This window comes from Acetobacter cibinongensis (assembly GCF_000963925.1).
Taxonomy (GTDB): domain Bacteria; phylum Pseudomonadota; class Alphaproteobacteria; order Acetobacterales; family Acetobacteraceae; genus Acetobacter; species Acetobacter cibinongensis.
On sequence record NZ_BAMV01000011.1, the window covers coordinates 27924 to 52767 of the forward strand.

Consider the following 24844-nt stretch of genomic DNA (forward strand, 5'->3'; position numbering starts at 1 on the left):
CTTTTACGGAACAACATGATGCATCTGATGAAAAAGGCGGAGCGCCTGCGCTCTCTGCTTGGTTTTGTCATGCCCTGCGTGGCACTGGCTTATGCCCCGGCAGCGTATGCTGCGGACATTACGTTGGGCATTATTGGCCCGCACGAATATGATCTGCCGGTAGATTTCAAACCCTTCAACGTGCTGGTGCAGTACGGTAATGGCAATGCGGCGGGGAACACCTATAACAGCGCCGGGCAGCGCATGGCACGCGGTGGCAGCCATACATGGTCAGGCCTGACCAAATATGTGCATTTCCGCACGTTTGAAGCTATTCCGCATGTCGGGTTTGCCTTTGAAATTATTCAAGGTGAGAGCTACGCTCTGGCTAACGGGACAGATTATGGCGGGCTAGGCCCTACCATTGTAGGCCCCGCAGCGTGGTTTAAACCAAATGCACACAGCACATTTGGTATTCAGACCTTCATGCAGACTCCGGTTGGCACGCGAGATGCCACCTCTCCCAATTACTGGTCCAATATTTCTAGCTTTATTTTTGATTACGAGTGGAAGCATTTCAGTTTTGACGGTGATCTTGGGAGTGTTGTTGGCTCAACCAAGCACATGAAAGGCCAGCATAGTTACCGGCCAGGCACCGTGTTTTTTACAAATTTGCGGTTTAGCTGGAAAGCCACACCAAAAATTGAACCCTTCATGGCGTTCGACTGGCAAAATGTCGCCGGAACGTATGACAATACAATGCGTCAGTACGTTAGTGACACCAACAGCCGGGAAGTGGCTATGGGGCCGGGTGTCATGTTCAATATTTCCAAAAAAGTATCTTTTACAGCGCGTTATTCACACTCGCTGGAAGGGCGGAACACGCCTGAAACCAATGCGTATTACGTTAAATTTGTCTATCTCTGGTAGGGCATGAGGTCTTGCCTTGCCAGAGATCAAGGCGATTTCACTTTAAGTATCCCCCAAAAATAGGTTAACAGAGAGACCCGCTCAAGAAAAAACGTATAGCAGAAATAGGCAGGATGACGACAAGTGAAGGATAGTCCTCCCGAGAGAAAACCCCTGTTGCCGCGTTCCAAAGGGGACGTGCCAAGCGGGTACAAGGCCCGCGCTGCACTCTCCAACGGTATGCCTGCGGTTGAGCATTCGTGGCAACGCTGTGCCTCTGCCTACCATATGGACCCGGCGCAAGGGTGGACGCCTGATATCTTGTCCGGTGCAGAATTTCGCCATATCAGCGGGCGCTCAGCCGTTTTTCTGAAATCTGCTATGGGAGAGATGCACCATTTATTTGAACTGGTGCAGGGCATGGGGCTGATGGTCCTGCTTGCCGACCCCACGGCGACCATTCTTGCCCGTTGTGTGGATGAAACGCACTTATCCGTCTGTCGTCGCCTGCATTTGCGCAAAGGGGCCATCTGGAGCGAGGCTTCAGCCGGGACAAACGGGGTTGGAACCTGCATGCAGGAGAAATGCCCGGTATTTTTAGGGCAGGGGGATCACTGGCGGTTCTGTTTTTCCTTGCTGGCAAGTTATGCCGTCCCGGTGTTTGACGCGCAGGGTCATATTGCGGGTGCCTTGAATATGGCCGCCATGAGCGGTGACACCACCCGCCCTTACGCCAACCTGTTGATGGAAACCCTTAAACTGTCCGGCAGGCGTATTGAGGAAGATCTTTTCCGCAATCGTTATGCAGGGGAAAAAATTCTGGCCCTTGGCCCTGCGGAGGGCTGCTCATCCTTGTTCGTTGCCGTCAATGAAGGGGGCGAGGTAACAGGAGCTACGCACGCTGCCCGTATGTTGATGGGATGGACGGACGACATGATTCATGAGCGCCCGAACCTGCTGACGGAATTGGAAACCAGCACCGAAATCAGCTTCAAGCGGGCAGAGAAATGTGTTGTACGGTCTGCCCTTGCGGCCACACAGGGGAATGTGAGTGCGGCTGCGCGGGGCTTGGGTATTAGCCGGGCAACACTATACCGCAAGCTCAAAGCCCTTAATATTGAGTCGTGATATGCAACACCCCTGAATGCCGGCCCCATTAGCCAGCATTCAGTAGTTAGGCGTCAGTTTTAAAACCCGTAGGAAACACGGCCACCTATAAAGCGTGGCTCACCGGGAATATAGAAATAGGTTGTGGTTGCCTGTCCGCCGCTCTCCGCATAACGGCGGTTGAGGATATTACGTGCATACAAGGTCGCTTCCCACCGGCCAGAAGCAGGGCGGAATGTCACATGCGCACCCAATAGAAAATAAGGGGGAAGGCGATAAAACCCGGTACCACCGGGGGTAATGGCCTGGCTACCGCGATATTGCCAATCCGGCCCAAAGTCCAGAGCATAGGCTTTGGCAATAGGTTGCCGCCAATCTGCCGACCCGTTGAGAGTGAGCTTGGGTTGCCCGTTATCAACGCCTGCAAAATTATCGTTGATGGCTTTCCACTCATGATGTTGTGCATAATAGGCGTTTGTTTTTGCGCGGTTTACGGTCGGGAAATTTTGAAAATTACCGCGCTGCCACCCAATATTCTGCGTCAGGAAAAGGTGGCTGAAGGGGTGCGCTTCTATCGTGCCCTCAAAACCCCAGCTTTCGGACTTCGGGGCATTGGTAATTTCGCTCAAAGGCCCATAGTTGGGGATGAGAACGGTGCCTAAAATCTGCTGATTGTGGAAGTCATTATAAAAAGCAGCACCATTTACCCTTAACCGGTTCGGGATGGGGTCAGCCTTAAATCCGGCTTCATAGGTAAGGACGGTTTCAGGTTGAAAAGGGTCAAGCTGCGCCTGAATCTGGGTGTTGTTTGCTGTAAACCCGCCCGGTTTAAAGCCTTTGCTCATTTTGTAATACACTAAGCTATGGGGCGTCATTTGCCATGAAATACCAACCTGCCCGGCGAATTGGTTGGAGGCTGTGCTCTCTCCATGAAAAGTGTTGGTTGCCCCGCCAAAAATTTCTGACCGCAGGCCAGTAATGGAGCGGTCATCCAGCTCATGCAGCAAGCCCGTCCAGAGAGTTATGTTATGCGGCAGGCGATAGCTGACATGACCCAATTCCGAAACGGCTTCCTGATTAAGCCCAAAATTGGTGGCCATCATATAACGGCGGGCTGAATAGTTGGTGTAATCAAAAAAGAAGCGCTGGTTCATACGGCTTCTTTGATAATAGGCCCCCACCACCCATTGCAGTCTGTCATTGGGGTTGGAGTTATTAAGCCGCACTTCCTGCGTAAAGCTGTTGGCATTAACGGTGCGATAGGTGTCAGCCTCAGAAAGGGCAGTGCCATCCTGGTCTGTATATTCGCCTTCACGCTCGGTCTCAAAAGCACTAATGGCTGTAAAAGTGACAGGCCCGAAATCGTGAATGATGTGAAGGTCTGCGCCCCAGAACTGGTTATGCTCACTGGGCTTGATGCCTGCTTTCCGGCCAAACAGCTTTGCAAATTCTGGTCGGGAAGACCAGTTAGCTTGTTGCCAGGAGGCAAATTTTGGCAAAGCCTGTGTGCCAATCAATCTGTGTACAGGCACACTTGTGACAACCTCACTGTTATCCTGAGTAAAGTGACCACCGAGCAAAATGGTTGTGTGGCTGTCTGGCTTCCATTGCAGCTTGCCGCGTAAGGCCCATAGGTCGGCATCACCCAGATGGTCGCCATTTTGCGGGTTGGTCTGCCAGCCGCCGCCATGCAGTGTCTGGCCAGCAAGGCGGAAGCTGAGGCCTTTTGCGAGCGGGCCAGAAATATAGGCTTCACTGCGGCTACGGGCGTAGGAGGCAATATCCTGTGTTGCGCCAAAGTGCCATGTATCGGTCGGGTTGTTGGTGCGGATATGAACTTCACCGCCGGTATCAGACTGTCCATGCTCCGTGCCGACCGGGCCGGGGGTGACGGAAGCGCCCGCCAGATCAAACATCTGACCGTTTGACATGGTGGAGTACGGGTAAGCAACATCATCAATATAGGTCAGAACCGGCGCCATATTGCTTTGGGTAAAGTCATTAAACCCAACGCCACGCAGGTAGAAATTGGTTGAGGCCGTGCCGTTAATGCTTTGAATGGTCAGATTGGGGGCAACGCGTTCTAACCCCCGCAGCGTGGTAACATCTCTCTCCCGCAGGCGTTCGGCCGTTAATCGGGTTGTGGCATCTGGCTGATGCTGTGCTTCTGGATAGGCAAAATCATGCCGTCTGGCGCTGACATCTATGGTTGTGGAGTGTCCTGCAACACTGCGCGGTGAATGGTGGCGTGATTTTTTGGTTGGGGCAGGGGCAGCGGGCTTGTCTGCGGCCAAAACGGGCGCACTGAGTATGAGAGGCACGCCCAGACCAAGTGTCGTGCTGAGCGCCAGCAGAGCGCGACGAGATGTTGTTATTTGAAAAACTGTTGTGAAGACGGAGTAAAAAATGGTTCTGCTCCCATTATATCAAATTATGAGAGCAACTGCGCCTGCCCACCATATGACACCAAACCAAAAAGCCGTTCAGGCTGATATGTGGGGCGGTATATGCGAGATATGGCGGAAAACAGCAAGATTTTAGCGCTAAGGGCACCATTTTTGCAGGCTGACGTGGGTTATTGCACACAGTTTATGACAGAGGCATGACAAAAAAAAGCGGTGCCCTTGGAGGGGCACCGCTTTCCGGCGTGATGTCAGGTAGAAGGACGCGCGATAAATTTAGTCGTTTTTACCAAAAGCCGGACGCGTGGATTCAAACAGGAACCAGGTGCGGCGCTCCGTTTCATCAATCCAGTTTTCGATCAGGCTTGCTGTCGCAACGTCATTAGCATCGTCACACACTGCATGGACCTGACGCAGGCGTTTGGTCAGAGTCAGGTTATCTTCGCGCAGTTCTGCCAGCATATCTTCCGGCGTGACATATAGCGCATCGTTGTCCTGAATTTTCGTACGGCGGCTGACTTCCCCAACGGAGTGCAGGGTTGTACCACCAATTTTACGGGCGCGTTCTGCCAGCGGATCTGTCATGGCGAAAATCTGGTCGCTCTGTTCGTCCAGCAGCAGGTGGTAGTCGCGGAAGTGGCGACCGCTCATATGCCAATGAAAATTCTTGGTCTTGATATAAAGTGCAAAAACATCAGCCAGCACATCGGCAAGCCCGACAGCAACGGCCTGAACGGCATCTGCTTTCAGGTCTGTTGGTGTACCCAAGTATTCCTTAACGTGTGCGGCTTTGGCATCAGACGGCGCTTTGCTCATAAAACTGTTCCTCGCTGCAAAATGAAATACTGCGTCACTATGGCGCGGCGTTTCTGTTCTAACGATGTTGGGATGGAAAATGTTGCATGCAAGAGGCGACAGGGCAGACATGAATACGCTGCAAGAGAAATTAAGAAAACTGTCACACTGGATATGCGTCTTACTCCGCCTTGAGCGGGCGGTTAAGGAGTGCCTCCTGCGCCTGAGAAAGTGTTAAGGTATTAGCCAGAAACCCTGAGACTGTTTCAATAATTGGCACACTTACGCCGTGGCGGTGTGCCAGCCCCAAAAGGGCGCTCGCTGTTGTGGCACCTTCTGCAACCCCCGGTAAGGCGGCAAGAGCATCTTCAGTCTGCACACCGCGCCCCAAAGCCAGCCCCATCTGATAATTCCGAGACGATGCGCCTGTGCAGGTTAAAAGAAGGTCTCCCATACCCGCTAACCCGGAGAGGGTTGCAGGTGAGCCGCCAAGCGCCGTTGCCAGTCGCGCTGTTTCGGCAAGGCCACGCGTAACAAGGGCCGCACGCGCATTTTCACCTAACTTCGCACCAATGGTTATGCCCGCAGCAATGGCGATAACATTTTTGGCAGCCCCGCCTAATTGCACACCAACACAATCCTGGCTGGCATAAAGCCGGAACACAGATGAGGATAATTGTTCTGCAAGCCTATGGGCTTCGCTCAGTTCTGGTGCCGCCAACACCGCGGCTGCGGGGAGACCTTCGGCAATTTCATGCGCAAAATTGGGCCCAGACAGCACGGCCCCGGCAAGGTCTGGCCGGATGCGGTGCAAGATTTCAAGTGGGAATGACTGTGTAGAGCGCTCAACGCCCTTGCAGCAAAGAATGGTAGGAGCAGTTGGCAACAGGGGTAATACGGATGCGAGTTGCTGCACGGGGATAACGACAAGAGTAGCATCTACTCTGGATGGTATGACCCTGCTAACGGGAATGCTGAAGGGGAGGGGGGTGTCCGGCATATGCGGCATAGCCCCGGAAGCAAGCCTCTTTTCCGGGCCGCGTGCCCAGACATGTACCTGTGCCCCAGTCCGGTGCAAATGAAGTGCTAAAGCACAACCCCATGCTCCAGCCCCCACAACAAGAATATGCTTCGTCATACTCTCAGCCGTGCCAGAAACAGGAGAGTCCGGCAAGCCGGAGTCTTTCCGGCGTTCGGTAGCTGATCAGGCAGAAAGCGGTACGCTGGCCGGAGCGCAGGCTGCCAGATGGGCTGCGTGGCTTTGGGCGATGTGCATTTTTTTCATACGCGCTTCACGCAGCATACACACAACACCGGGAACGCAGTTACCACACTGTGCCTTGCAGCCTTTGGAGGCGTAAATTTCTCTCGGGTGCGTTGCGCCGCTTTCAACAGCAGCTTCGACATCTTTATGCGTCAGGCGGTTACAAGAGCAGATGACCATTCAGATCGTCCCGTTCTTAAAGTGGCGTGCATTCTTCATATAGGGACAATGAGAATTATTCGCAATAGCCTGAAGTGGGGTATGGCCCTCAATTTGATTAAAAACACGTTACAGGCGGGAAGCCTGCACGCTGTCACGGGGCTCACGGCTGGCAAAAGTGGAGGCGCAGTGACCTATGCCACTGTTTTAAGGGGAAGAAACGGGTTCGGAGGCGCGGTGGCGATGGATGGGGAACAGAATATCGTAAGCCAGATTGAAGAAAAAAGCATACACAAGATAAAAAAGGGCAATGGAAAAGCTCATATAAAATGCTTCAACGAGCGAAATTTTTAAATAAAGAGCAATGGCAGGCAAAAGGACAACCTGTAATCCGGCTTCAAAAAGCAATGTATGAACAATGCGAACGAGAAGTGTTTTGACGGTTTTGCCCGTAAAGTGCTGTAACAGATGATCAAAGCCGAGGTTATAGAGGTAGTTCCACACAACTGCTGTCACGGCACTCCCAACGCCAATGACACCCATAGTTTCCGTCTTGAGGCCAAAGAGGTGAGACCCTGTTGGGATGACGAGCGCCAATGCAAGGCATTCAAACAGGAGAGCATGACGGACGCGGTCTGGTGTGGAGCGCATGGGCGGAGGTGTCAGGTCAGAATTAGTCATAGCGGAACTTTAGTCTGCTCGTACGGAAAGAAAACCCATATCCCCTAACCAATTGTATGATAAAAAGAATGAGATTACTGCTTTGGTGAGCGGTTTGGTATTTGGCAAGCAAAAACAATGTTTGCTTGTTTTTAATATTAAGTTAAAAGTTGATTTGTAATCCAGATATAACATGTTGCAATAGTCAACTTCATTTACATTAAAAATCCCTTGTTTTTATTGACTTCAGAAGGCTTTTTGCCCTGATTTTTTGGCTCGTAATGCTTTACAGCGTTTGCGCCACATGCGACTGTGCGGCTGAATGGTTATGGCTCCAGTTTGCTCTGGGTAAATAGATTTTTTGGAACGCACGGACAATTTTATGGCAGCTCTCAAAGAGAACAACACGGTGTTACCAGAAACGTGGAAAGATCAGCGGGTTCTGGTGTGTAGTGGTGGCCGGTATGAATCTCAGGCGAATGCCCAGATTCGTGAGTCCATCATGGACGGCTGGGCCGAGTGCTTTGGCGATGATAACGTGACGGCTGTTCATATTAGTGGTGCAGCCGCCTCCATTGCACGACTCAAGCCAACCATTGTTTTTGCCATTGGTTCCTACCTGCCGGAGAGCACCTATTTTGGTGAAGTCTGCCGCGAAGCCAAAAAAATTGGTGCAACCACTGTTTTCTGGGCCACAGAAGACCCCTACGAGCAGGATGCCAACTACCGCATTGCCGGTGATTTTGATGTCGTGTTTTCCTGTGACCGCTGGGGGCATAATTTTTACCTGCGTGACCGGGTTTTCCATCTTCCCTTGGCTGCCAGCCGCAAGCTGCATTACGCGCCACTGACGGGTGAAGCTGACCGTACGATTGACGTGCTGTTCTGTGGGGTTGCCTTTACAAGCCGTAAGGACATTGTTCGCACGCTGCTGCCAAGCCTGCGTCGGTTGAATGTCCGGATTATCGGGCCGGGTTGGGGTGAATTCGGGGTTGGTTTTTCTGATGCCCGTATTGAAAAAGCTCAACTTGTTGAATTGTATCAGCGCTCCAAACTTGTGCTGAACCTTGGTCGTTCGCTTCATTTTGAAAACAAGCGCTTTATGGTGTCACCTTCAACGCCAGGACCGCGTACGTTTGAAGCTGCGGCAGCCGGTGCGTTTCAGGTCTTCCACGAAGATACGTATGAGCTGCGGCGGTATTATACAGCGGAAGAAATCCCCACTTTCTCCAACAAGCGCGATTTTGACAAATTGATTGAAACCTATTTGCAGGCACCCGAAAAGCGTGCGGAAGCAACCAAGCGTGCACAGGCCCGTACGTTATCTGACCATACCTATGGTAATCGTATTCAGGACGTGGTGAAAATTCTGCAGGAACAGGGCTTTATGGCTGCTTAAGTGAGATGTGCATTTTGGTGAGGTTGCTTGGTCTAACAGCCTCACCCGGTGCATCAAGGCACGGGGAGTGGTGGGGATCTGCCCTGTGTTGGTCAAGCCACGAGAATTCAGGTCTCACTAGTTAACTGCGGGCAGCAAGAATGTCTTTGTCTAAGATGAGTAAGAAGATCGACTGGGCAGCGTTTGATCTTGAATGGTACAAAAAACGGTACCAGCGCGTCCTGTCGTTTTTTAATCTGGTAGAAGACGAAGCTGTTCGTGATTTTTACGATCAAAAAGGGGCCGCTCTTAAGCACTCCCCCAATCCTTTTTTTGACGAAGCCTGGTACCTGATGCGCTACCCTGCGGTGCAGGACCTTATAGCCGCAGGTGAGTTCAAAACGGGGTTTGACCACTACCAGAGGGTTGGATTCTGGGCGCATAATCCTCATTGGTTGTTTGACGAAGACTATTATCGGCGTACGTTTCTGGACTTCTCGCGGGAGAAGCTGGAAGAAAGCGGTATCCGGAACGGGTATGACCATTACCTGAATCAAGGCAGCCGTTTGCTCTGCCCCTCTTCCATGTTTTTTGACCCCTCCTTCTTCTTGCAGGAAGTGCCAGATTTTTCGTTTGATACGGAAGAAGGGCCTTACGTTACCTTGTTGCGGTCCATGCCGGACCGCAGCTTATATTCCAAGCGTCTTTCCTGGTATTTTGACCCGGAATGGTACGTGGAAAACTATCCTGAAGTTCAGACAGATGGCCCACTGTGGTATGGTCCGCTCCATCATTATCTGGCTAATTCTGAGCCTGAAAACTATGATCCGAACGCCTATTTTTCAGAAAAATTTTACGCACAGGCGTACGAAGATGTGGCCGGTGCGGTCAAACACGGTGCGTTCCGGAACTGCTATGAGCATTTCGTAAAATGCGGCCAGTATGAACTGCGCCAGCCTGCTGTTGACGTGAAATTGCGTGCTTATGCGGATAATCCTAAAGTAAAAAGCGAAGTTGCGGCTCAAACATATCCAAGCTTTTTTGTGCATTACATGGCGCATGGCGGTATAGTGGAAGAAACAGGCTACACACCCGAGGAAATAGAATTTATTTCCAAAAATGTTTATCAGAGCATGTGCCGCGTTCGTTTGCCTTTGTTGCTGCGTGCCAATCTGAGCTTTGCTTATGAAAAGCCGGATCTGAGCGTCATCATGGTGGTGCACAACAATTTTGCTATGACCATGACGGCGCTTGGGTCTCTGCGTCAGAATTATACAGGCCAGATTCAGGTCATTCTTGTTGATTCGGGCTCTTCTGATGAAGTGCGGCATATTGAAAACTATGTTCAAGGGCTGGATGTTATCAGAACGCTCGGGAACGTGGGTTTTCTGGCCGGATGTAATGAAGCGCTGGAATTTGTAAAAGCTGACTACACGCTTTACCTCAACAACGATCTTGAGCTGATGCCCCATGCTATTGAGGCCGCTCTCGCACGCTTTGCGAAAGAGCCGCAGACTGGCGCTGTTGGCGCCAAGCTTGTTCGCACAAATGGTCTGCTGCAGGAGGCCGGGTGCTCAGTCTGGCGTGATGGCTCTGTCAGTGGCTATCTGCGTGACCAGTTGCCGGATGTGCCAGAAGCCAATTACGTTCGGTCTGTTGATTTCTGCTCCGGTGCCTTCCTGCTTGTGCAGACCAAATTGTTGAAGGACCTGTCCGGTTTCGATCCCGACTATGCGCCAGCATATTTTGAGGAAACAGACCTATGTGTCCGGATTAACCAACTGGGGTTGGACGTTGTGTATGACCCGGCAGTGGTCGTGCTACACTATGAATATGGCACATCAGGTACGCTGGAAAGCAACCAGATGATGTTAAGAAACCAGCAGAAGTTCATAGAGAAAAACCGCTCTTATCTGGAAAACCGTCCCGTAAGGCAGGCTAACCAAGTCTTGCACGCGCGGTCTGCCTATCCTGCGACAAAGCGCGTGTTAGTGATTGAGGATTTTCTGCCGTTCCGCCATCTGGGGTCAGGCTTTACCCGCTCCAATGATATTATTACGGCAATGGTCAACTGCCTTGGGTGCCATGTAACCGTCTATCCGGTTTTCCGGCCTATGGGCGTTATTGAGGACACTTATACCGGCTTTCCCGACCGTGCAGAGGTCATGTGGAACAAGGGTATGGAAGATCTGGCAGGCTTCCTGAAGTCGCGCCCCGGATATTATGATGTAATCTGGATGGCCCGCACCCATAATGCTGAGCGTCTTGCGCCCATTCTTTCTGAATGTTCCGGGGCTCTGGCGGGATGTTCCGTGGTTCTGGATACAGAAGCCGTTGCAGCCGGACGTGAATTGCAGAAGTGGGCGCTCCGCGGTGAGCAGCCACAGCACACCTTGGAAGAAATGCTCCAGAAGGAATTCCGTGCAGCAGGGGTTGCGCGCAAATTTGTGGCCGTGAACGAGCGAGATGCAGCAACCCTGCGCCGTCTTGGCATGGAGGATGTGAGTGTTCTGGGGCACCTTCAGCAGGCGCATACAGCGGCACCAGGGTACGACGCCCGCAAGGATATTCTGTTTGTGGGGGCTGTGCATGACAAGGATTCACCAAACCTCGACTCTCTGATCTGGTTTGCAAATGAAGTCTTGCCGTTGCTGGATGGTAAATTGCCTGATGCAGTCAAGTTCAGGGTCTGTGGTTTTGTAAATCCCGAGATTGATCTGAAAAAACTTCTGCCGCACCCCCGTGTGGATGTTGTGGGTCGGGTCGACAGCGTAACACCGTATTACGACAGCCATCGGGTTTTTGTAGCACCGACCCGCTTTGCTGGCGGCATTCCCTACAAGCTGCATGAGGCAGCCGCACACGGTGTGCCCATCGTTGCCTCCAGTATCCTGTGTGATCAGGTTGGCTGGCAGAGTGGGCAGGACCTTATGGCAGCAGAAACAGGGCGCGCCGCAGCATTTGCGGACGCCATCCTTCGCCTGTATCAGGATAAAGACCTGTGGGAGATGGTGCAGCAGAACGAGTTGCGCCGTATTGCTCAGGAAAATCAGCCTGAGGCGTATATTAAGACAATACAACACATTCTTGCAGCACCTAAGGGGTCAGCATGGCACTCCTGTTGAGCATCGTCATGCATCGTGACCAGTACTGACGTCATATCATGCCAGTTTATTTTGTGACTGGCACATTGTGGTTTATTCCGTGCCTGAACGTGGCGCGCAACAGGGTTTAGAAGGCAGCAGAAGATCAAATGGCCATAATCTACAACACGAACTATACGCATAATCCCAACTCTTACCTGACATTGGCAGTAGAGCGTGCGGCACGCGCCATTCTGGGGGATGATCAGGTTGTTGTGGCCGATAACCATGATCTGGGCGAGCTGGCTGCCAAAGGCGAGCACCAAACCCTGATCTGCCTTGATGCACAGCGCATTAATGTGCCGCTGCTACAGCGTATGCGTCCTGCTTTCAAAACCATGATTTTGTGGACGTTTGAAGATCCTTTCATGAAGGACTTTAACGCTGCAAATGCTGGCCTGTTTGATTACGTTTTCACAAACGACCCTTCCTGCGCGGATGCTTACGGCCATAAAGGCCATTATCTGCCTTTGGCTGCGTCTCCTTCTCTGCACGATCGTAAAATCAAAACACTGGAAGAGCTGGATTACGACATCTTCTTTGCGGGGACGATGTGGCCTAACCGTGTGGAAACACTCCGTCACGTTATTGCAGCTTTCCCGCAGGCCCGTCTGAAACTCATCTGCCCAGGTAACGAATACCTGCCACCTCTGCCGTCAGATCTGGCTGAACTGGCTATTCAACGCCCGGTCAGCCACGAAGCTTTCGTGGATTTTGCGAACGCCAGTGCTGTTACGCTGACCATGTTCCGTGATTACGCCAGCCATGGTGATACCAGCCAGGCAACAGCGCCGGGTCCGCGTTTCTATGAGCTGGGTCTTGCAGGAACGGCACAGGTTATTGAAGCGCCTGAAGCTATGGACAGCAAATACTTTGACGATGTCAAAGGGATTGCGCTGGCGCGGCATGTAGGGGGCGTTATTGCAGCCATTGACGGCTTTCTGAACAACCCGTCACTGCGCCGCCGTGCAGCTCAGGCTGCCAAAAAATCCGTTCAGGAAAAACACCTGTACGAACACCGCCTGCGCACCATGATTGACATTACAGGGGCTGACTTCGGGCGTCGTCCGGCTCCCGCCCCGGTAGATACTAAGCGCCGCCTGCGTGTGCTGATGTGCACCCATTCCACAAAATATGAAGCAGCCTGGGGTGGTGTTGAAGTTTATCAGGAAACTTTGTGCAACCTGCTGGGCCGTGAAGTTGACTTCTATTACTGGCTGCGTCGCGGGAACCATTGCCGCCTGCTGACAGCCGATGGTGAAGAGGTTGAACGCTTTGATGTGCCAGAAGTAGGCTGGACAGACGCCATGTGCGATGGGCCGGAAGAAATGGCCTTCTCAAACGTTATCAGCCATTACAACATGGACGTGGTGCATTTCCAGCATCTTGGCCACCATGCGCTCTCTCTGCCTATTATTGCCAAAGCGTGTGGTGCCGGGGTTGTTTTCTCAGCACATGATTTCTGGCTGATTTCTTCCCGCTACAACCTGCTGGACCAGAGCTTCCATTATGATGAAGAACTGGTGAAATCTGTTGTTGCCTATGACATCATCCTGAAAAACGCGGAAAATGTGGAATATGGTGGTGAGCAGACGCGTCGTGCGTTTGTGGCCCTCATGCTGCACTCTGTTGATGCGCTGCTGTTTGGCACGGAACATTCCTACAATCTGATCAGCGAGATCTATCCGATTGTAAAAGAGAAGAAATGCGCCATCATGGGCATTCCTTCCCCGGAAAGCACGTTGCCGGTTGCACGGAAAGAGTATGCTCCGCTGGATGGTCGTAAGCTTGGGGTAGCCATTGTTGGCAACTTCCTGCGTACCAAAGGTGCCGACACCATCCTCAACCTGATTGAGATTGCTCACCCGGATCACTTCCAGTTCCATATTTTCGGTGCTGTGCACCCAGAATACAAACAGGTTCTGGCGGATCTTAACCGTCTGAATGTGACCGTCCATGGTCAGTATTCCATGGGCGACACAGATGCCCTGAAAGTGGCAGACGTTGCGCTCAATCTGAGTATCTGGCCGGAAACATATTGTATTTCCCTGTCTGAAGCATGGCAGAATGGCCTACTACCGATTGTAACAGACGTTGGCGCTTTGCATGATCGTGTTGAAGATGGCGTCAATGGCTTTAAAGTGCCCATTAACAGTCCTTCTGTTGTGTTGGCACGTCTGGAACTTCTGCTTGCTTCCGAGCCGCTTCGCCGCACAATGATGAGCAACATCACGCCAGCACTCTGGACGGATGGTCAGGCTTACGGTCAGGAGCTTTTTGAAATCTACAAAGAAACTGCGCCGTACACGCGTCTTGGTTTCTCTGAAATGCAGATTGATGCTGGTCAGGTACACTTGTTGCCGCATGCGTCCTGGCGCCACCAGGCTCCGCCTCGCCACATCTTCGATCCACCAACAGTGCGCGACGTGGCAGTGGAACTGCCCGAGCCAGTTTCCGACTGGTTCGCCATTCAGGATGCCGAATATTATATTGACGATATCTGCCACCACGTTTTCGCGGAAAGCGAACTGTCAGACTTTGAAGAGGCTTACGAATTCCATATTCGTGGCTGGCACATGGTGCCGCGTGTCAGTGCCTCCGGTAACCTTTATACCGTTCTGATTGGTGGTAATGACCAGCCTGTTATTTTCCTGCCTTGTATCCGTGAGTCCCGTCCGGACGTGTTGAGTATTTACCCAGATGCACCGCGCCGCTCCGGGTTTGCCGGGCAAGTTGCATTGCGTGGCAAGTGGTGTGAAGGCACCTTCCGTGTGGGGCTTATCAACGTTATAAATGGTCGTGGCAGCTTTGCCCTGACACCGTTCCAGATTAAGGTGGATGGCGGCAAGATTGTTGAAATCCTGCAAAGCAAGCCTTCCAACCTGCGTGTAATGTCTGACTTCCGCCGTATTGCCCATCAGGATGGGCAGTTGCGTGGTGTTAAGCTGGTGCAGGCTGGTAAACGGGCGCTGGAAATCTACCGTGGTGGTGATCTGGAATATTACATTGATGAATGCACGGGCCTGATTGGCAACCCGCCGCGTGAAGTCAATAAAAATAGCCTGTACCTGAGTGGCTGGGCCTTCCTGCACAATCTGCGTGCTGCCGGACAGCTGTTTGTAGCCTGCGTGGCGGAAGCGGAAGATGAAATCTTCTTCTTCGGTACTGAACGTGGTGTGCGGAGTGACGTAAGCGGAGTATTCTCCGATGCGCCGCTGTGCGTCGGGTTTGAGGCCGATATCATCTTCAAGTCTGGCTTCCCGAAAGCGCTTAAGGGCGATTATCGGATATGCCTTGTTAATACAGTGAATGACCAGATTGGTATTCGACCGCTCGATGTTGTTGTGACGCTGGATAATAACACGGTCAAAACCATCGAAAGCCGTGAAGTCTCTCCGAAAGTGGCAGAGCACATCACAGCAATGTTGGTTGATAGTTTGAAGAAAAGTGCCGCAGCGTAAACATAGAGTGACCAAGGCGTGAAAAAGAGTTCCTATTGTGCTCTACTTGAGTGCAATAGGACTTTTTTCATTTGAACAAATAAGACATCTTTAGACATTTGTGGCATTGTCTGTGAGAGTGATGTAGCAATACTGTAAGCGTCGCAAAATGAGGTTTCATCTCATATTAAGAGCAAGCAGCGGTTGCGAGACGGGATAGTAGTCAGATGCAAGAACACCAAGAGTCAGGCGAGCAGGCAGAAACCGGGGGAAAAACTCTGGACGAACTCGTTTTTGGCAATACGGCAGATATTTACCCGAAAGAACCAACCGCCTTTGAAATGCAATGCATTGAGCGGGACGGGCAGGCTGCCGACTACTGCCGGCACAATGGTGCCACAACGCTTGAACATGCTTTTACAGTTGCCAATATTCTGCATCGCAATCGTATGCCGTTTGAAGCGGCGTGCATTTATGGGCTTGCTTACCGCATTCACTCCAAAAATCAGGGTGAATATCCGCTGCCACAGGCTCTTATGCAGGTGCGGTTGCTGTGCTTCCTGAAAGCGGGGAAAGAGCTGCCAGAACATGACCTGCATGCTCTGTCTGTCCTTTCTCGTCCATATGCTAATTACATTGAAAGCATCCGCGCAGCATGGCGTGGAGGTGACCCAAGGCAGTCATTGCTGCATATGGGGAATGCATTTGAAGAATTCCTGAGCGGCGAAGAAATTGACTGGTTGTATCTGGAAACAGCGCTTCAGGTGCAGCCAAGCCTGTTTAACACGGATGCACCGTCTATTGGGCAATCGGCTGGCATTCCCAAAAAACTCTTTATGTATTGGGACAAAAACCCGCCTGAAGAAATTGTTGAAAATTTATATTTTCATCAGGGTATTCCCGATCTGGACATCAAGCTGTTTAATCAGGAAGAAGCTGCTGAATGGCTTTATCGGTTTTACGGTCCTGAAGCGCGCGAGTTTTTTCTTGCAATGCGTCACCCTGCTGAGGCTGCGGACTTCCTGCGTGTGCATGTTACCAACCTGTATGGTGGCTGGTGGCTGGATGCAGATGCCCGTATAGCAGACGTTTCAGCCCTCAACTTTATGCTGCAGGAGAAGAACGATGTGGCCTTGTTCCTGACGCAAGGGAACGTGGTGCATAACGATTTTTATGGCACGGTTGCAAAAAGCAATATCATGCAGGAATGTCTGCTTGTGTTGTACAACAATTGCTACCGGCATAAGCATTTATACATTGCCTATAAGACTGGTCCGGGCATTTTTAACCGGGCTGCCTCTCGTACGGCGTATCGTGCACTTGAGAACATCAATCAGGGTGAGCGCGTCAAGTTTTACAATCAGGCTAAATTTGAGGAAATCATTACTCAGATTGACGCGCCCTATAAATCTCGCCTGCCGTTGTGGCAGGCTATGGGCTGATAACGCAGCACATTAAAAAGTGTCTGGAAAATGGCTTCACCTTATTTAGGTGGAGCCATTTTTTAACTGTCCAGTGTTAGATAGAGTTCCTATCCAGTAAAAGATTAGCTGAAAAAGACAACACCCTTAATTAGGTTGTCAGTGGAAAATGACAGGCAACGGACCGCGTGGGCGTGAGTGGGCGTAAGGCGGGCTCTTCTTCACGGCAGCGCTGCTGCACGGCCGGGCAGCGCGTATGGAAACGGCATCCTGCAGGGCGTGAAACAGGGCTTGGAATATCTCCTCCAAGGGGTGGTGGGCGCACAGCACCGATCTGCGGGCGTGGCACCGCTTGCATAAGAGCAAAAGTATAAGGGTGTGCCGGCTGGTGCAGCACGGCATCTGTTTCGCCCAACTCTACAATTGCGCCAAGATACATGACCGCAACACGTGTGGAGATCTGGCGGACGACCGCCAGATCGTGGGCGACAAAAACATAGGTCAGACCAAGTTGCGCCTGAAGGTCGGAAAACAGATTGACGATCTGGGCCTGTACGGAAACATCCAGTGCAGAAACGGGTTCATCCGCAACAATCAAGTGGGGAGACAGGGCCAGAGCGCGGGCAATGTTGATCCGTTGCCTTTGCCCACCGGAGAATTCATGCGCGTAGCGGTCCAGAGCCGTTGCGGGCAGGCTGACAAGTTCCATCAGCTCCAGCAGGCGGGCGCGTATGGTGGGTGCTGTCCGTGTGCTGCCATCTGGTGCTGGGTGTACACGCAACGGGTCAGCCAGAAGGTCATCAATACGGCGGCGCGGGTTGAGCGAGGCGTATGAGTCCTGAAACACCATTTGCATACGCGGACGGAAAGGGCGGAGTGCGCGGTCGGAAAGGTGCGTAATGTCCTGACCATCAAACTTGATTTGGCCGGAAGAAACATCCAGCAGGCGCAGCAGGCAGCGGCCTAGAGTGGATTTTCCGCACCCTGACTCCCCAACAAGTCCGAGCACTTCTCCACGATGGACTGTCAGGGAAATACCATCAACAGCCTTCAGTTTTTGCCCGCGAGGCAAGGCATAGGTCTTGTGGAGGTTTGTGACCTCCAGTAACGGATGAGGCGATTGAGCGTGTGGCATTGGCAAGGTGCTCATGACAGGGGGCTTGCAACCGGTTGGTGCTGCGGGAGCGCATGGCCTTCTGCTGGCAACAGGCATGCTGCCTGATGATGCAAGCCCGTGTTAATAAGCGGAGGCGGTGGGTTTGTTTGGCAGGCAGCATGCACAAAAGCGCAGCGTGGCCCGAAGGCGCAGCCCGGCGGACGGTCCTGCGGCGCAGGGGGTGCCCCCGCAATGGCGGGTAGCCGGGCAGGGCGCACGCCATCCAGAGGTGGAATGGAGGCAAGTAAGGCCGCAGTATAAGGGTGGCTCGGCTGTGCAAAAAGAGCCTCTGTCCGGCCTGTTTCTGCAATTCTGCCGGAATAGAGCACCAAGGTGGCATCACAGGTTTCGGCCACCACGCCCATATCATGCGTAATAAACAAGACGGAAGAGCCATAGCGTGAGCGCAGGCCGCGTATCAGGTCAAGAATTTGCGCCTGTACCGTGACATCCAGCGCTGTTGTGGGCTCGTCCGCAATCAGGAGAGAGGGGTTACAGGAGAGGGCCATGGCAATCATGGCGCGTTGGCGGAGGCCACCGGAAAGCTGGTGTGGGTAACGGTCTGCCATGCGGGTGGGATCTGGCACCCCCATCTCTGCCAGCAGTTCTACCGTGCGGGCGCGGGCCTGTTTACGCGACAGGCGCTCATGGGTGCGTATCTGCTCATCAATCTGCCAGCCTACTGTGTAAACGGGTGTAAAGGCTGTCATGGGGTCCTGGAAAATCATGGCGATCTCCCGCCCGCGCAGGCGGCGCATCTGGCGGTCTGGCAGCCCCACCAGTTCCTGCCCCTTGAAACGGGCTGAACCGGTTATGCTGACGCCAGGGCTGTCAATCAGCCCCATGAGCGCCATTGCCGTGACGGATTTGCCAGAACCTGACTCACCAACCAGCCCGACAATATCCTGCGCACCAATGGTAAAGGATACGTTTTCAACCAAGGGCAACACTGTGCCACGGGACTGCACGCTAACACTGAAGTTACGGACTTCAAGCAGCGGTGTTGGGTCAAGTGCCGGAGGAGTGGGGTTAACGGGCATCGCGCACTCGGGGGTCAAGGAACAGATAGAGAATATCCACTACTGCATTGGCCAAGACGACAAATACGGCAGAATACATGACAGTGGCCATGATAAGCGGCAGGTCAAGGTTGGTCAGAGCCTGATAGGTTAGCCGCCCAACACCGGGTAGGCCAAACACAACCTCTGTCAACAGGGCACCCCCTCCAACAAGCTGAGCGAAGTCCAACCCGAAGAGGGAGACAAAGGTAATCATGGAGGTACGCAGCCCGTGGCGTAGCAGTACACGGGTGGGTGAGAGGCCTTTTGCGCGGGCTGTGCGCATGAAGTCTTCCCCTGCAAGCGCAACAAGGTCAGCCCGGAGCACCCGGCTGTAGATGCCAATAAACATGACCGCCAGCACAGCCCACGGAATGATAAGGGCCTTGAACCATCCCCACGGGTTTTCTGTCAGGGGCACATATCCCAACCCCGGCACCCAGGAGAAAAGCCATGTGTCGTGGTAGCGGCTTTGCGTTATCAGGTTAGTAACCTGCCCCAGCCAGAAGACAGGGATGGAAATGCCGACAAGCCCTATCATCATCAGGCTGCGGTCTATCCATGTGCCTTTCAGGGCGGCGGCTATGGTGCCCATGGTGATGGAAAGGGCAATCCAGATCAGAGCTGCACCACCAACCAGAGAGACTGTAACCGGTGCCGCACGGATAATTTCTGGCACCACAAGCTCGCCACGGTCAACGTAGGAGGCAAGGTCCTGCGTGATAAACAGCTTTTTCATCATGGTGGCGTATTGTACGGGCAAGGGGCGGTCAAAACCGTATTCCTTACGGACTTTTTCCATAGTTTGGGGGGAGGCATTACGTCCGGCAATACGGGCAGTGGGGTCTGCGCCCGGCGTGGCAAAAAATACCAGAAACACGAGCGCTGAGATGCCAAACAGTACAAAAGCCGTTTGTCCAAGCCGACGAAGAAGGGGCACGATCATGGAAATTCCCCTTTATCTTAAGAAGACCGGCGAGCGGCGTCCCGCACATCCAGCGCGTCCCGCAGGCCATCGCCCAGAATGTTGAGGGCCAGAACCACAATCACAATGGCCAGACCGGGGGCAATGGCAACCATGGGGCGGGTATAAATCAAGCCTTCCCCGTCCTGAATGATGGTGCCCCACGATGCCGCAGGGGCCTGCACGCCAATGGACAAGAAGGACAAAGCGCTTTCCGCCAGCAGGGCAAGGGCCATCAGCAGAGGGCCCATCACAACCAGCGTCGTCATGACATTGGGCAGAATATCGTACAGCACAATGCGCCATTGCGGCACACCCAGACAGCGTGAGGCTGTAACGAATTCTGCCTGCCGCAAGGCCAGCACGCGGCCCCGGATAGGCCGCGCGGCATAGGGCACATAAACCAACGCAATAATGACAATGGGAATAAGCAGATTATCAGCCTCAATCACGAAGGGGCCAATATGCAGGCCCTGACTGACCGTGACGATGGAGAGCGAAATTGCAAACAGATAGACAGGTACTGCCCACATAATGTCCATCATCCGGGAGAGGATACTATCAACAAGCCCGCCAAAAAAACCTGCGGCTATGCCTGCTATGGCCGCCAACACAAGGCAGATAACAGCCGCACTGGCTGAAATGAGCAGTGAGTTCCGCCCCCCGTATAAAAGGCGAGCAGCAACATCCCGCCCTTGACTGTCTGCCCCTAACAGATAGGCCGCGTGACCTGTTGGCCCGATAGGGCTGAGACCCAGATGCAGCGGGTTATCGTTAGGCTGCATGATGTCAACGGCTTGCCCATTAACCAGAATGCTTCCTGCTACGTTGGACGTGAACGGGTCAACCTTGGCAATGTGGTGTGCGTAAACCGGGGCAAGCAGGCTGGCCAACACCATGAAGGCAAGCACGGCCAGAGCCACAAGGGCGGACGGGTTGCGCAACAGGGCACGCCATGCCTGCTGCCATGGACCTACGGAAAGGGGCTTAGCGGTCATTGGATCTGGAGTTGAGAGAGGAGAATTTCATCATTGAGTGTTACGATGACGTTACGCACACGTTTTGACAACAGGGTAACGCGTCGTATTTGTACCAATGGTACTGACGGGGCCTGTGCCATCAGCGCTCTGTCCACTCCGGCCCAGAGCTGTAGGCTGCCTGCCGGGTCCGTTATGGCACGGGTTGTGGCCTGATGCATGAGTTGCTCAATATCCTGCTGGCAGAAGGCTGACACGTTGAGCGAGTTATCGGAATGTGGGTGGATGCTGTCGCACGAATAAAGGGTGTGCAGAAAAGAATCGGCGGAAGGATAGTCAGCTTGCCAGCCGGTTAGGGCCAGTTGCACGTGGTTGTCACTGTTCTGAATGTAGGGGAACTGTACGGCTTGGGTCATGCTGCGGACAGTGGCATCATACCCTAGTTGTGCAAGCGTGCTGCGGAGTTCCAGCGCCATGGCGCCATACCGTCCATCCAGCGGGGCAACGAGCGTTATTTTTTGACCCGCAGTACCGCTTTCCTGCACAAGCTGACGGGCTTTGGCGAGGTCAGGCGCACGCCACTGGTCTGCCGGGTGCTCCGGAGAAGCCCCTTTGGTGTAAGCGCAGGAGGGTTCGTATCCCGGAGAGCCTTTGGGTAAAAGCTGGCAGAGTGGAAGAGCTATGGCCGGTCCGCCGTGGTAGATGACCATGGCATGACGGTTTACGGCATAGTTGAGCGCTTGCCGTACTTTCAGGGAGTTGAAAGGCGGGAGTGTGGTGTTGAGTGCGGCATAATAATAGAGCAGTTGCGTGTAAATTTGTACCTGCTGTGGATAGCGGGAGCCAACCTCGCCCAGACGATCAAGCGGGACATCTTCATACATCCAGTCAAACTGGCCGTTTTCTACAGCCGTGACCTCTGCTTCCTGATCCAGCCCGAACGTCATGTGGAGTGTATCAGGGTAGCCCGCAGGTTGGGTGGCGTGTGACCATTCTTGAAAATAGGGGTTGCGTTCAAGCAGAATGTAACGTGTTGGGTCGTAGCCGGTGATACGGTAGGGGCCTGTGCCGGGAGGTGCCGTATTGCCCATATCATGAGCAGGTGTATCGGCTGGCAGGATGGTGGAATGAACCCATGCCAGATGAGCAAGAAATTCCGGGTCTGGTGTGCTGAGATGGAAAACTATGCTGCGGGTTGCGGCGTTTGTTTCAATACCGCCGTCGAGCGTACAGGTTTCCGGCTTTTTCAGGCAGGCCTCTGCGCCAATAATATGACTGTAATACGGGCCAGCGGTGGGGCTTCCTACTTTGAATAAACGCCTGAAAGATGCAGCAACATCGTCAACGCCCAGCACTTGCCCGTTAGAAAAATGAATGCCCTGACGGAGTGTGAAGCGATATGTCAGCCCGCCATCTTCAGGAAGGGGAATAGCCTCGACCAGATTGGCTACAACGGGTACAGCACCCGCTCCTGAAAATTTAGGGTAGGAGAGAAGTGTGTCATACACAGGCAGTTCAAGCTGCTTGGTCAGGGCCATATAGGCCACTTGTGGGTCCAGCGTGCCGCCTGAACTTTGCCCCGTCAGGCGTAATGCTCCCCCCATATGTGCGGAGGCGGGAACGCTGACGGATGTTTCAGCCTGTGCGGGTGCGCTACCAATTACAAGACAAAAAGCAACCAGATACGGCAAAGCACATGCGCGGGAAGTGTTGTTTGAAAAAAAGAGCATTAAATGCCTAAAGCTTTTTTGCCAGCCATGGCCAGAGCGGTGTCTGCCTGCGGTGTATGAATGCGGGCGCAAAGAATATTGCGCAAATGCCGCTCAAGCGGGTTGGTGCGGCTGAGAGCCGGATTACCAATGGCAGCCACAGCTTTTTGCACGCTGTTAATAGCGTTTTCTGTCACCAGATGTTTGACAAGATTGGCATCTGTAGGAGTGGCGTGCCCAGCATCATAGCTGTGCAGCCAGTTGGCTATCAGGGCACGATTGGCCGTAAGGAGCCCTTCAATTTCTCCCATCAGTAAATGGAAGCGGGGTAGTGTTGCCAGAGAAGCCCCAAGGTTTGCTGGTTTGCGCTCATGCAGGAAATCGACAAGCCAGTTTTTCGCACTCAGCGCCACACCGTTGTAGAGACTGGCAATGCAGAGGGCGTGCCACATTATGGTGTCCGTTCCCTGATTTTTCCAGTCAGACGGTGAACGGATATCGACAATATAGTTTTCTGCGACAACAACATTTTGGAAGTGGACTGTGTGACTGGCCGTGGCGCGCATGCCCATCTGGTCCCATGTGTGCTCCACGCGTATGCCGGGCGCATCCAGTGGCACAAGAACATGCCCTACACGTGGTTCAGCCTCATCAGTAGCAGCCCAGACAAGGCCCCAGCGGAGCGCAGTGGAGCCTGTAGAATAGATTTTACATCCGTTTAAAACCCATTGCCCATTTTTCCGAGCAAGCTTGGTGGCGGGTATGCCGCCACGGGAGGGTGTGCCAAGTTCTGGTTCAACCCGGAGGGCATTCAGTAAGGCACCGTCCTGAACCGCGGCAGTAGAGACCATCTGACGGGTGGCTTCAGGCCATTGGCTGGAGGTTGCAATGTCATGATGATGCAGGCACTGCATGGCGAAAATGAGAGCGGTGGAGGGATCCCCTTGTGCCACCTGCTCAAGAAGTGGCAGGATATCGCGCAGATTTTTCCCACCGCCACCATAGGTAGGAGAGACAGTCAGGCACAGCAGCCCGGCGGATTTCAGATCTTGCAGGTTTTCCAGAGCAATCTCCCCGGACACGTCATGGGCCGCAGCGCGTGCCGCAAAGCGTGTTACCAGAGCTGTCAGATCTTCAGGAGAAAGCATTAGGCCTCCTCCTGCGGTGCCGGAGGGGGTGCAGGAACTGGTGCAGCGTCAAGGTTGTCGAGGGCGTTTTGGAGTTTGGCAGATGTAAGGGTTTCTGTGTGCAGGTTAAAAACGCAATAGCGGGCACGGCGTTTTTGAGCGATCAGATCAAAACAGTTTCGTAAATGGGGCTGGCCGTCCAATTGTCTGTTAAGTTCTATCACCTTAACACCCGGTTGTATAAAAACCAGATTGGCAAGCCCTGCACCATGGGGCGCAATAATGGCCTCTGCCTGCCTGAAAAGGGCAAGCTGGCTTTCAAAATCAAGCTTTTCCAGAAAAACTTTTTCAAATCCGTTTGCTGTCAGGACAGGATCTATCTGTGCCTGTTCTTCTGGTGTAATGCGCCTGTCATGCCCACCTTCGCGCGAAATATAAATACGTTTTGGAAGGTCGGGTTGTGGTGGAGCCTTCATGCCGTCAAACAGGGCATAAGGCTCGTTCAGGTTCATATACAGCTCCGGCATTGTAGGAGCATGCCAGAAGAAATGGAGCGTGCGTGCCCGGTGCAAGCCTTCGTCCAGATAGGCTACACGGTCAGAGAGGCCTGACAGTGCAAGAGATTTTTCAAAAATATCAGAGGAATAAGCAGGGTTCCGCCGCGCAAAAGTCAAGCCTTGCTCAGGCATGGCCAGTGTAACAGAAGGGGGGAGAAGTGTATTGGCCAGTTGTGTTTTGGAAATGCCGTATAAAAGCCAGTGATAGTAATTCCGGAAGGCATTATCAAACCCGATAAAAACTTCATCCAGTTCTTCATGCACAGGCATATCGGGCAGTGTGTGCGTATGACGATAGATATCGTGCTGGCAGAAGCAGGACGGTTCGCTCACCATCCTGTTGCGCTGGTCTATAATCATGCCATCAAGACCGGGGTTTATAACAAAACGTGCATTATGCAGGGTAAACAGCATCAGCCCGGTATGGGGTAGGCTGATCACGCTGTCCTGTGCAGACCTGCGGGCTTGGTAAAGCTGGAGGCCTAAATCAAATTCCGTAAGAGGTTGGTCCTGGTAGGCTGGTACGGGGCCGGGGGCGTGGGCCTCGTTCTGTACGCAAACCCGCTTCCAGCCGCCTGCACTGAAGGCTGAAACATAGCCTGTTACGGCAAAGAGGTCAGATGCGTTTTCCGGCATGAG

At 53.0% G+C, this 24844-nt stretch carries 18 protein-coding genes; 6 read left to right on the plus strand and 12 right to left on the minus strand.

All coding sequences use genetic code 11. From position 1 onward, the window contains the following. Positions 1-69: 69 nt before the first annotated feature. Positions 70-909 carry a transporter gene (locus Abci_RS06595; RefSeq protein WP_371861381.1) on the plus strand — a complete coding sequence of 280 codons (840 nt, stop codon included), beginning with the start codon at positions 70-72 and terminating at the stop codon, positions 907-909. A 219-nt stretch (positions 910-1128) separates the two neighbouring features. Beyond that, a complete protein-coding gene (locus Abci_RS06600) occupies positions 1129-2016 on the plus strand; it encodes a helix-turn-helix domain-containing protein (protein WP_052944792.1) in 888 nt (295 codons plus the stop codon). A gap of 59 nt (positions 2017-2075) precedes the next feature. Here the strand turns inward: Abci_RS06600 and Abci_RS06605 are convergent, their stop codons facing one another. The 5 genes from Abci_RS06605 to Abci_RS06625 all read right to left on the minus strand — a co-directional run bounded on the left by Abci_RS06605 (position 2076) and on the right by Abci_RS06625 (position 7296). Next, positions 2076-4346, minus strand: a complete 2271-nt coding sequence (locus Abci_RS06605; RefSeq protein ID WP_048838368.1) for a TonB-dependent receptor — start codon at positions 4344-4346, stop codon at positions 2076-2078. A gap of 327 nt (positions 4347-4673) precedes the next feature. Then, complete coding sequence (locus Abci_RS06610) at positions 4674-5213, minus strand: Dps family protein (protein WP_048838543.1); 540 nt, start codon at positions 5211-5213, stop codon at positions 4674-4676. 160 nt (positions 5214-5373) lie between these two features. After that, positions 5374-6330, minus strand: coding sequence for an NAD(P)H-dependent glycerol-3-phosphate dehydrogenase (locus Abci_RS06615; RefSeq protein ID WP_048838544.1), 957 nt, complete (start codon positions 6328-6330; stop codon positions 5374-5376). A gap of 66 nt (positions 6331-6396) precedes the next feature. Then, complete coding sequence (locus Abci_RS06620) at positions 6397-6636, minus strand: (2Fe-2S)-binding protein (RefSeq protein ID WP_048838369.1); 240 nt, start codon at positions 6634-6636, stop codon at positions 6397-6399. A 186-nt stretch (positions 6637-6822) separates the two neighbouring features. Then, positions 6823-7296 (minus strand): PACE efflux transporter, encoded by a 474-nt coding sequence (locus Abci_RS06625; protein ID WP_244877607.1) that lies wholly within the window; start codon positions 7294-7296, stop codon positions 6823-6825. A 361-nt stretch (positions 7297-7657) separates the two neighbouring features. Here Abci_RS06625 and Abci_RS06630 point away from each other — a divergent pair, with 361 nt between their 5' ends. From Abci_RS06630 to Abci_RS06645, 4 genes are all read left to right on the plus strand, one after another. Next, complete coding sequence (locus tag Abci_RS06630; protein ID WP_048838370.1) at positions 7658-8674, plus strand: CgeB family protein; 1017 nt, start codon at positions 7658-7660, stop codon at positions 8672-8674. 155 nt (positions 8675-8829) lie between these two features. Beyond that, the gene (locus Abci_RS06635; RefSeq protein WP_244877608.1) at positions 8830-11778 is read left to right on the plus strand and encodes a glycosyltransferase; all 2949 of its coding nucleotides are present in this window, start codon (positions 8830-8832) and stop codon (positions 11776-11778) included. A 128-nt stretch (positions 11779-11906) separates the two neighbouring features. Beyond that, entirely contained in the window at positions 11907-15257 is a 3351-nt protein-coding gene (locus Abci_RS06640; protein ID WP_048838372.1) for a glycosyltransferase family protein, read from the plus strand. 206 nt (positions 15258-15463) lie between these two features. Beyond that, entirely contained in the window at positions 15464-16678 is a 1215-nt protein-coding gene (locus Abci_RS06645) for a glycosyltransferase family 32 protein (protein WP_052944783.1), read from the plus strand. A gap of 130 nt (positions 16679-16808) precedes the next feature. On the opposite strand, the gene Abci_RS06650 is transcribed toward Abci_RS06645, so the two are convergent. Genes Abci_RS06650 through Abci_RS06680 form a run of 7 tightly spaced genes read right to left on the minus strand, consistent with a single transcriptional unit; the run spans position 16809 to position 24841 of the window. Then, positions 16809-17807, minus strand: coding sequence for an ABC transporter ATP-binding protein (locus tag Abci_RS06650; RefSeq protein ID WP_371861376.1), 999 nt, complete (start codon positions 17805-17807; stop codon positions 16809-16811). Then, positions 17804-18853 carry an ABC transporter ATP-binding protein gene (locus Abci_RS06655; protein ID WP_048838373.1) on the minus strand — a complete coding sequence of 350 codons (1050 nt, stop codon included), beginning with the start codon at positions 18851-18853 and terminating at the stop codon, positions 17804-17806. Before Abci_RS06655 ends, Abci_RS06650 begins: the two co-directional genes overlap by 4 nt. Further along, positions 18843-19817, minus strand: a complete 975-nt coding sequence (locus Abci_RS06660; protein WP_048838374.1) for an ABC transporter permease — start codon at positions 19815-19817, stop codon at positions 18843-18845. Before Abci_RS06660 ends, Abci_RS06655 begins: the two co-directional genes overlap by 11 nt. A gap of 17 nt (positions 19818-19834) precedes the next feature. Beyond that, positions 19835-20833 (minus strand): ABC transporter permease, encoded by a 999-nt coding sequence (locus Abci_RS06665; protein WP_048838375.1) that lies wholly within the window; start codon positions 20831-20833, stop codon positions 19835-19837. Continuing rightward, positions 20830-22542: an ABC transporter substrate-binding protein gene (locus Abci_RS06670; protein ID WP_084597559.1), complete on the minus strand. Its 1713-nt coding sequence runs from the start codon at positions 22540-22542 to the stop codon at positions 20830-20832. Before Abci_RS06670 ends, Abci_RS06665 begins: the two co-directional genes overlap by 4 nt. Next, positions 22542-23669 (minus strand): acyl-CoA dehydrogenase family protein, encoded by a 1128-nt coding sequence (locus Abci_RS06675; protein ID WP_048838376.1) that lies wholly within the window; start codon positions 23667-23669, stop codon positions 22542-22544. Before Abci_RS06675 ends, Abci_RS06670 begins: the two co-directional genes overlap by 1 nt. Next, on the minus strand, positions 23669-24841 hold the full coding sequence (locus tag Abci_RS06680; protein WP_048838377.1) for a glycosyltransferase family 61 protein: 1173 nt from the start codon (positions 24839-24841) through the stop codon (positions 23669-23671). The genes Abci_RS06675 and Abci_RS06680 overlap by 1 nt, the downstream gene beginning before the upstream one ends. Between the last annotated feature and the right edge of the window lie 3 nt (positions 24842-24844).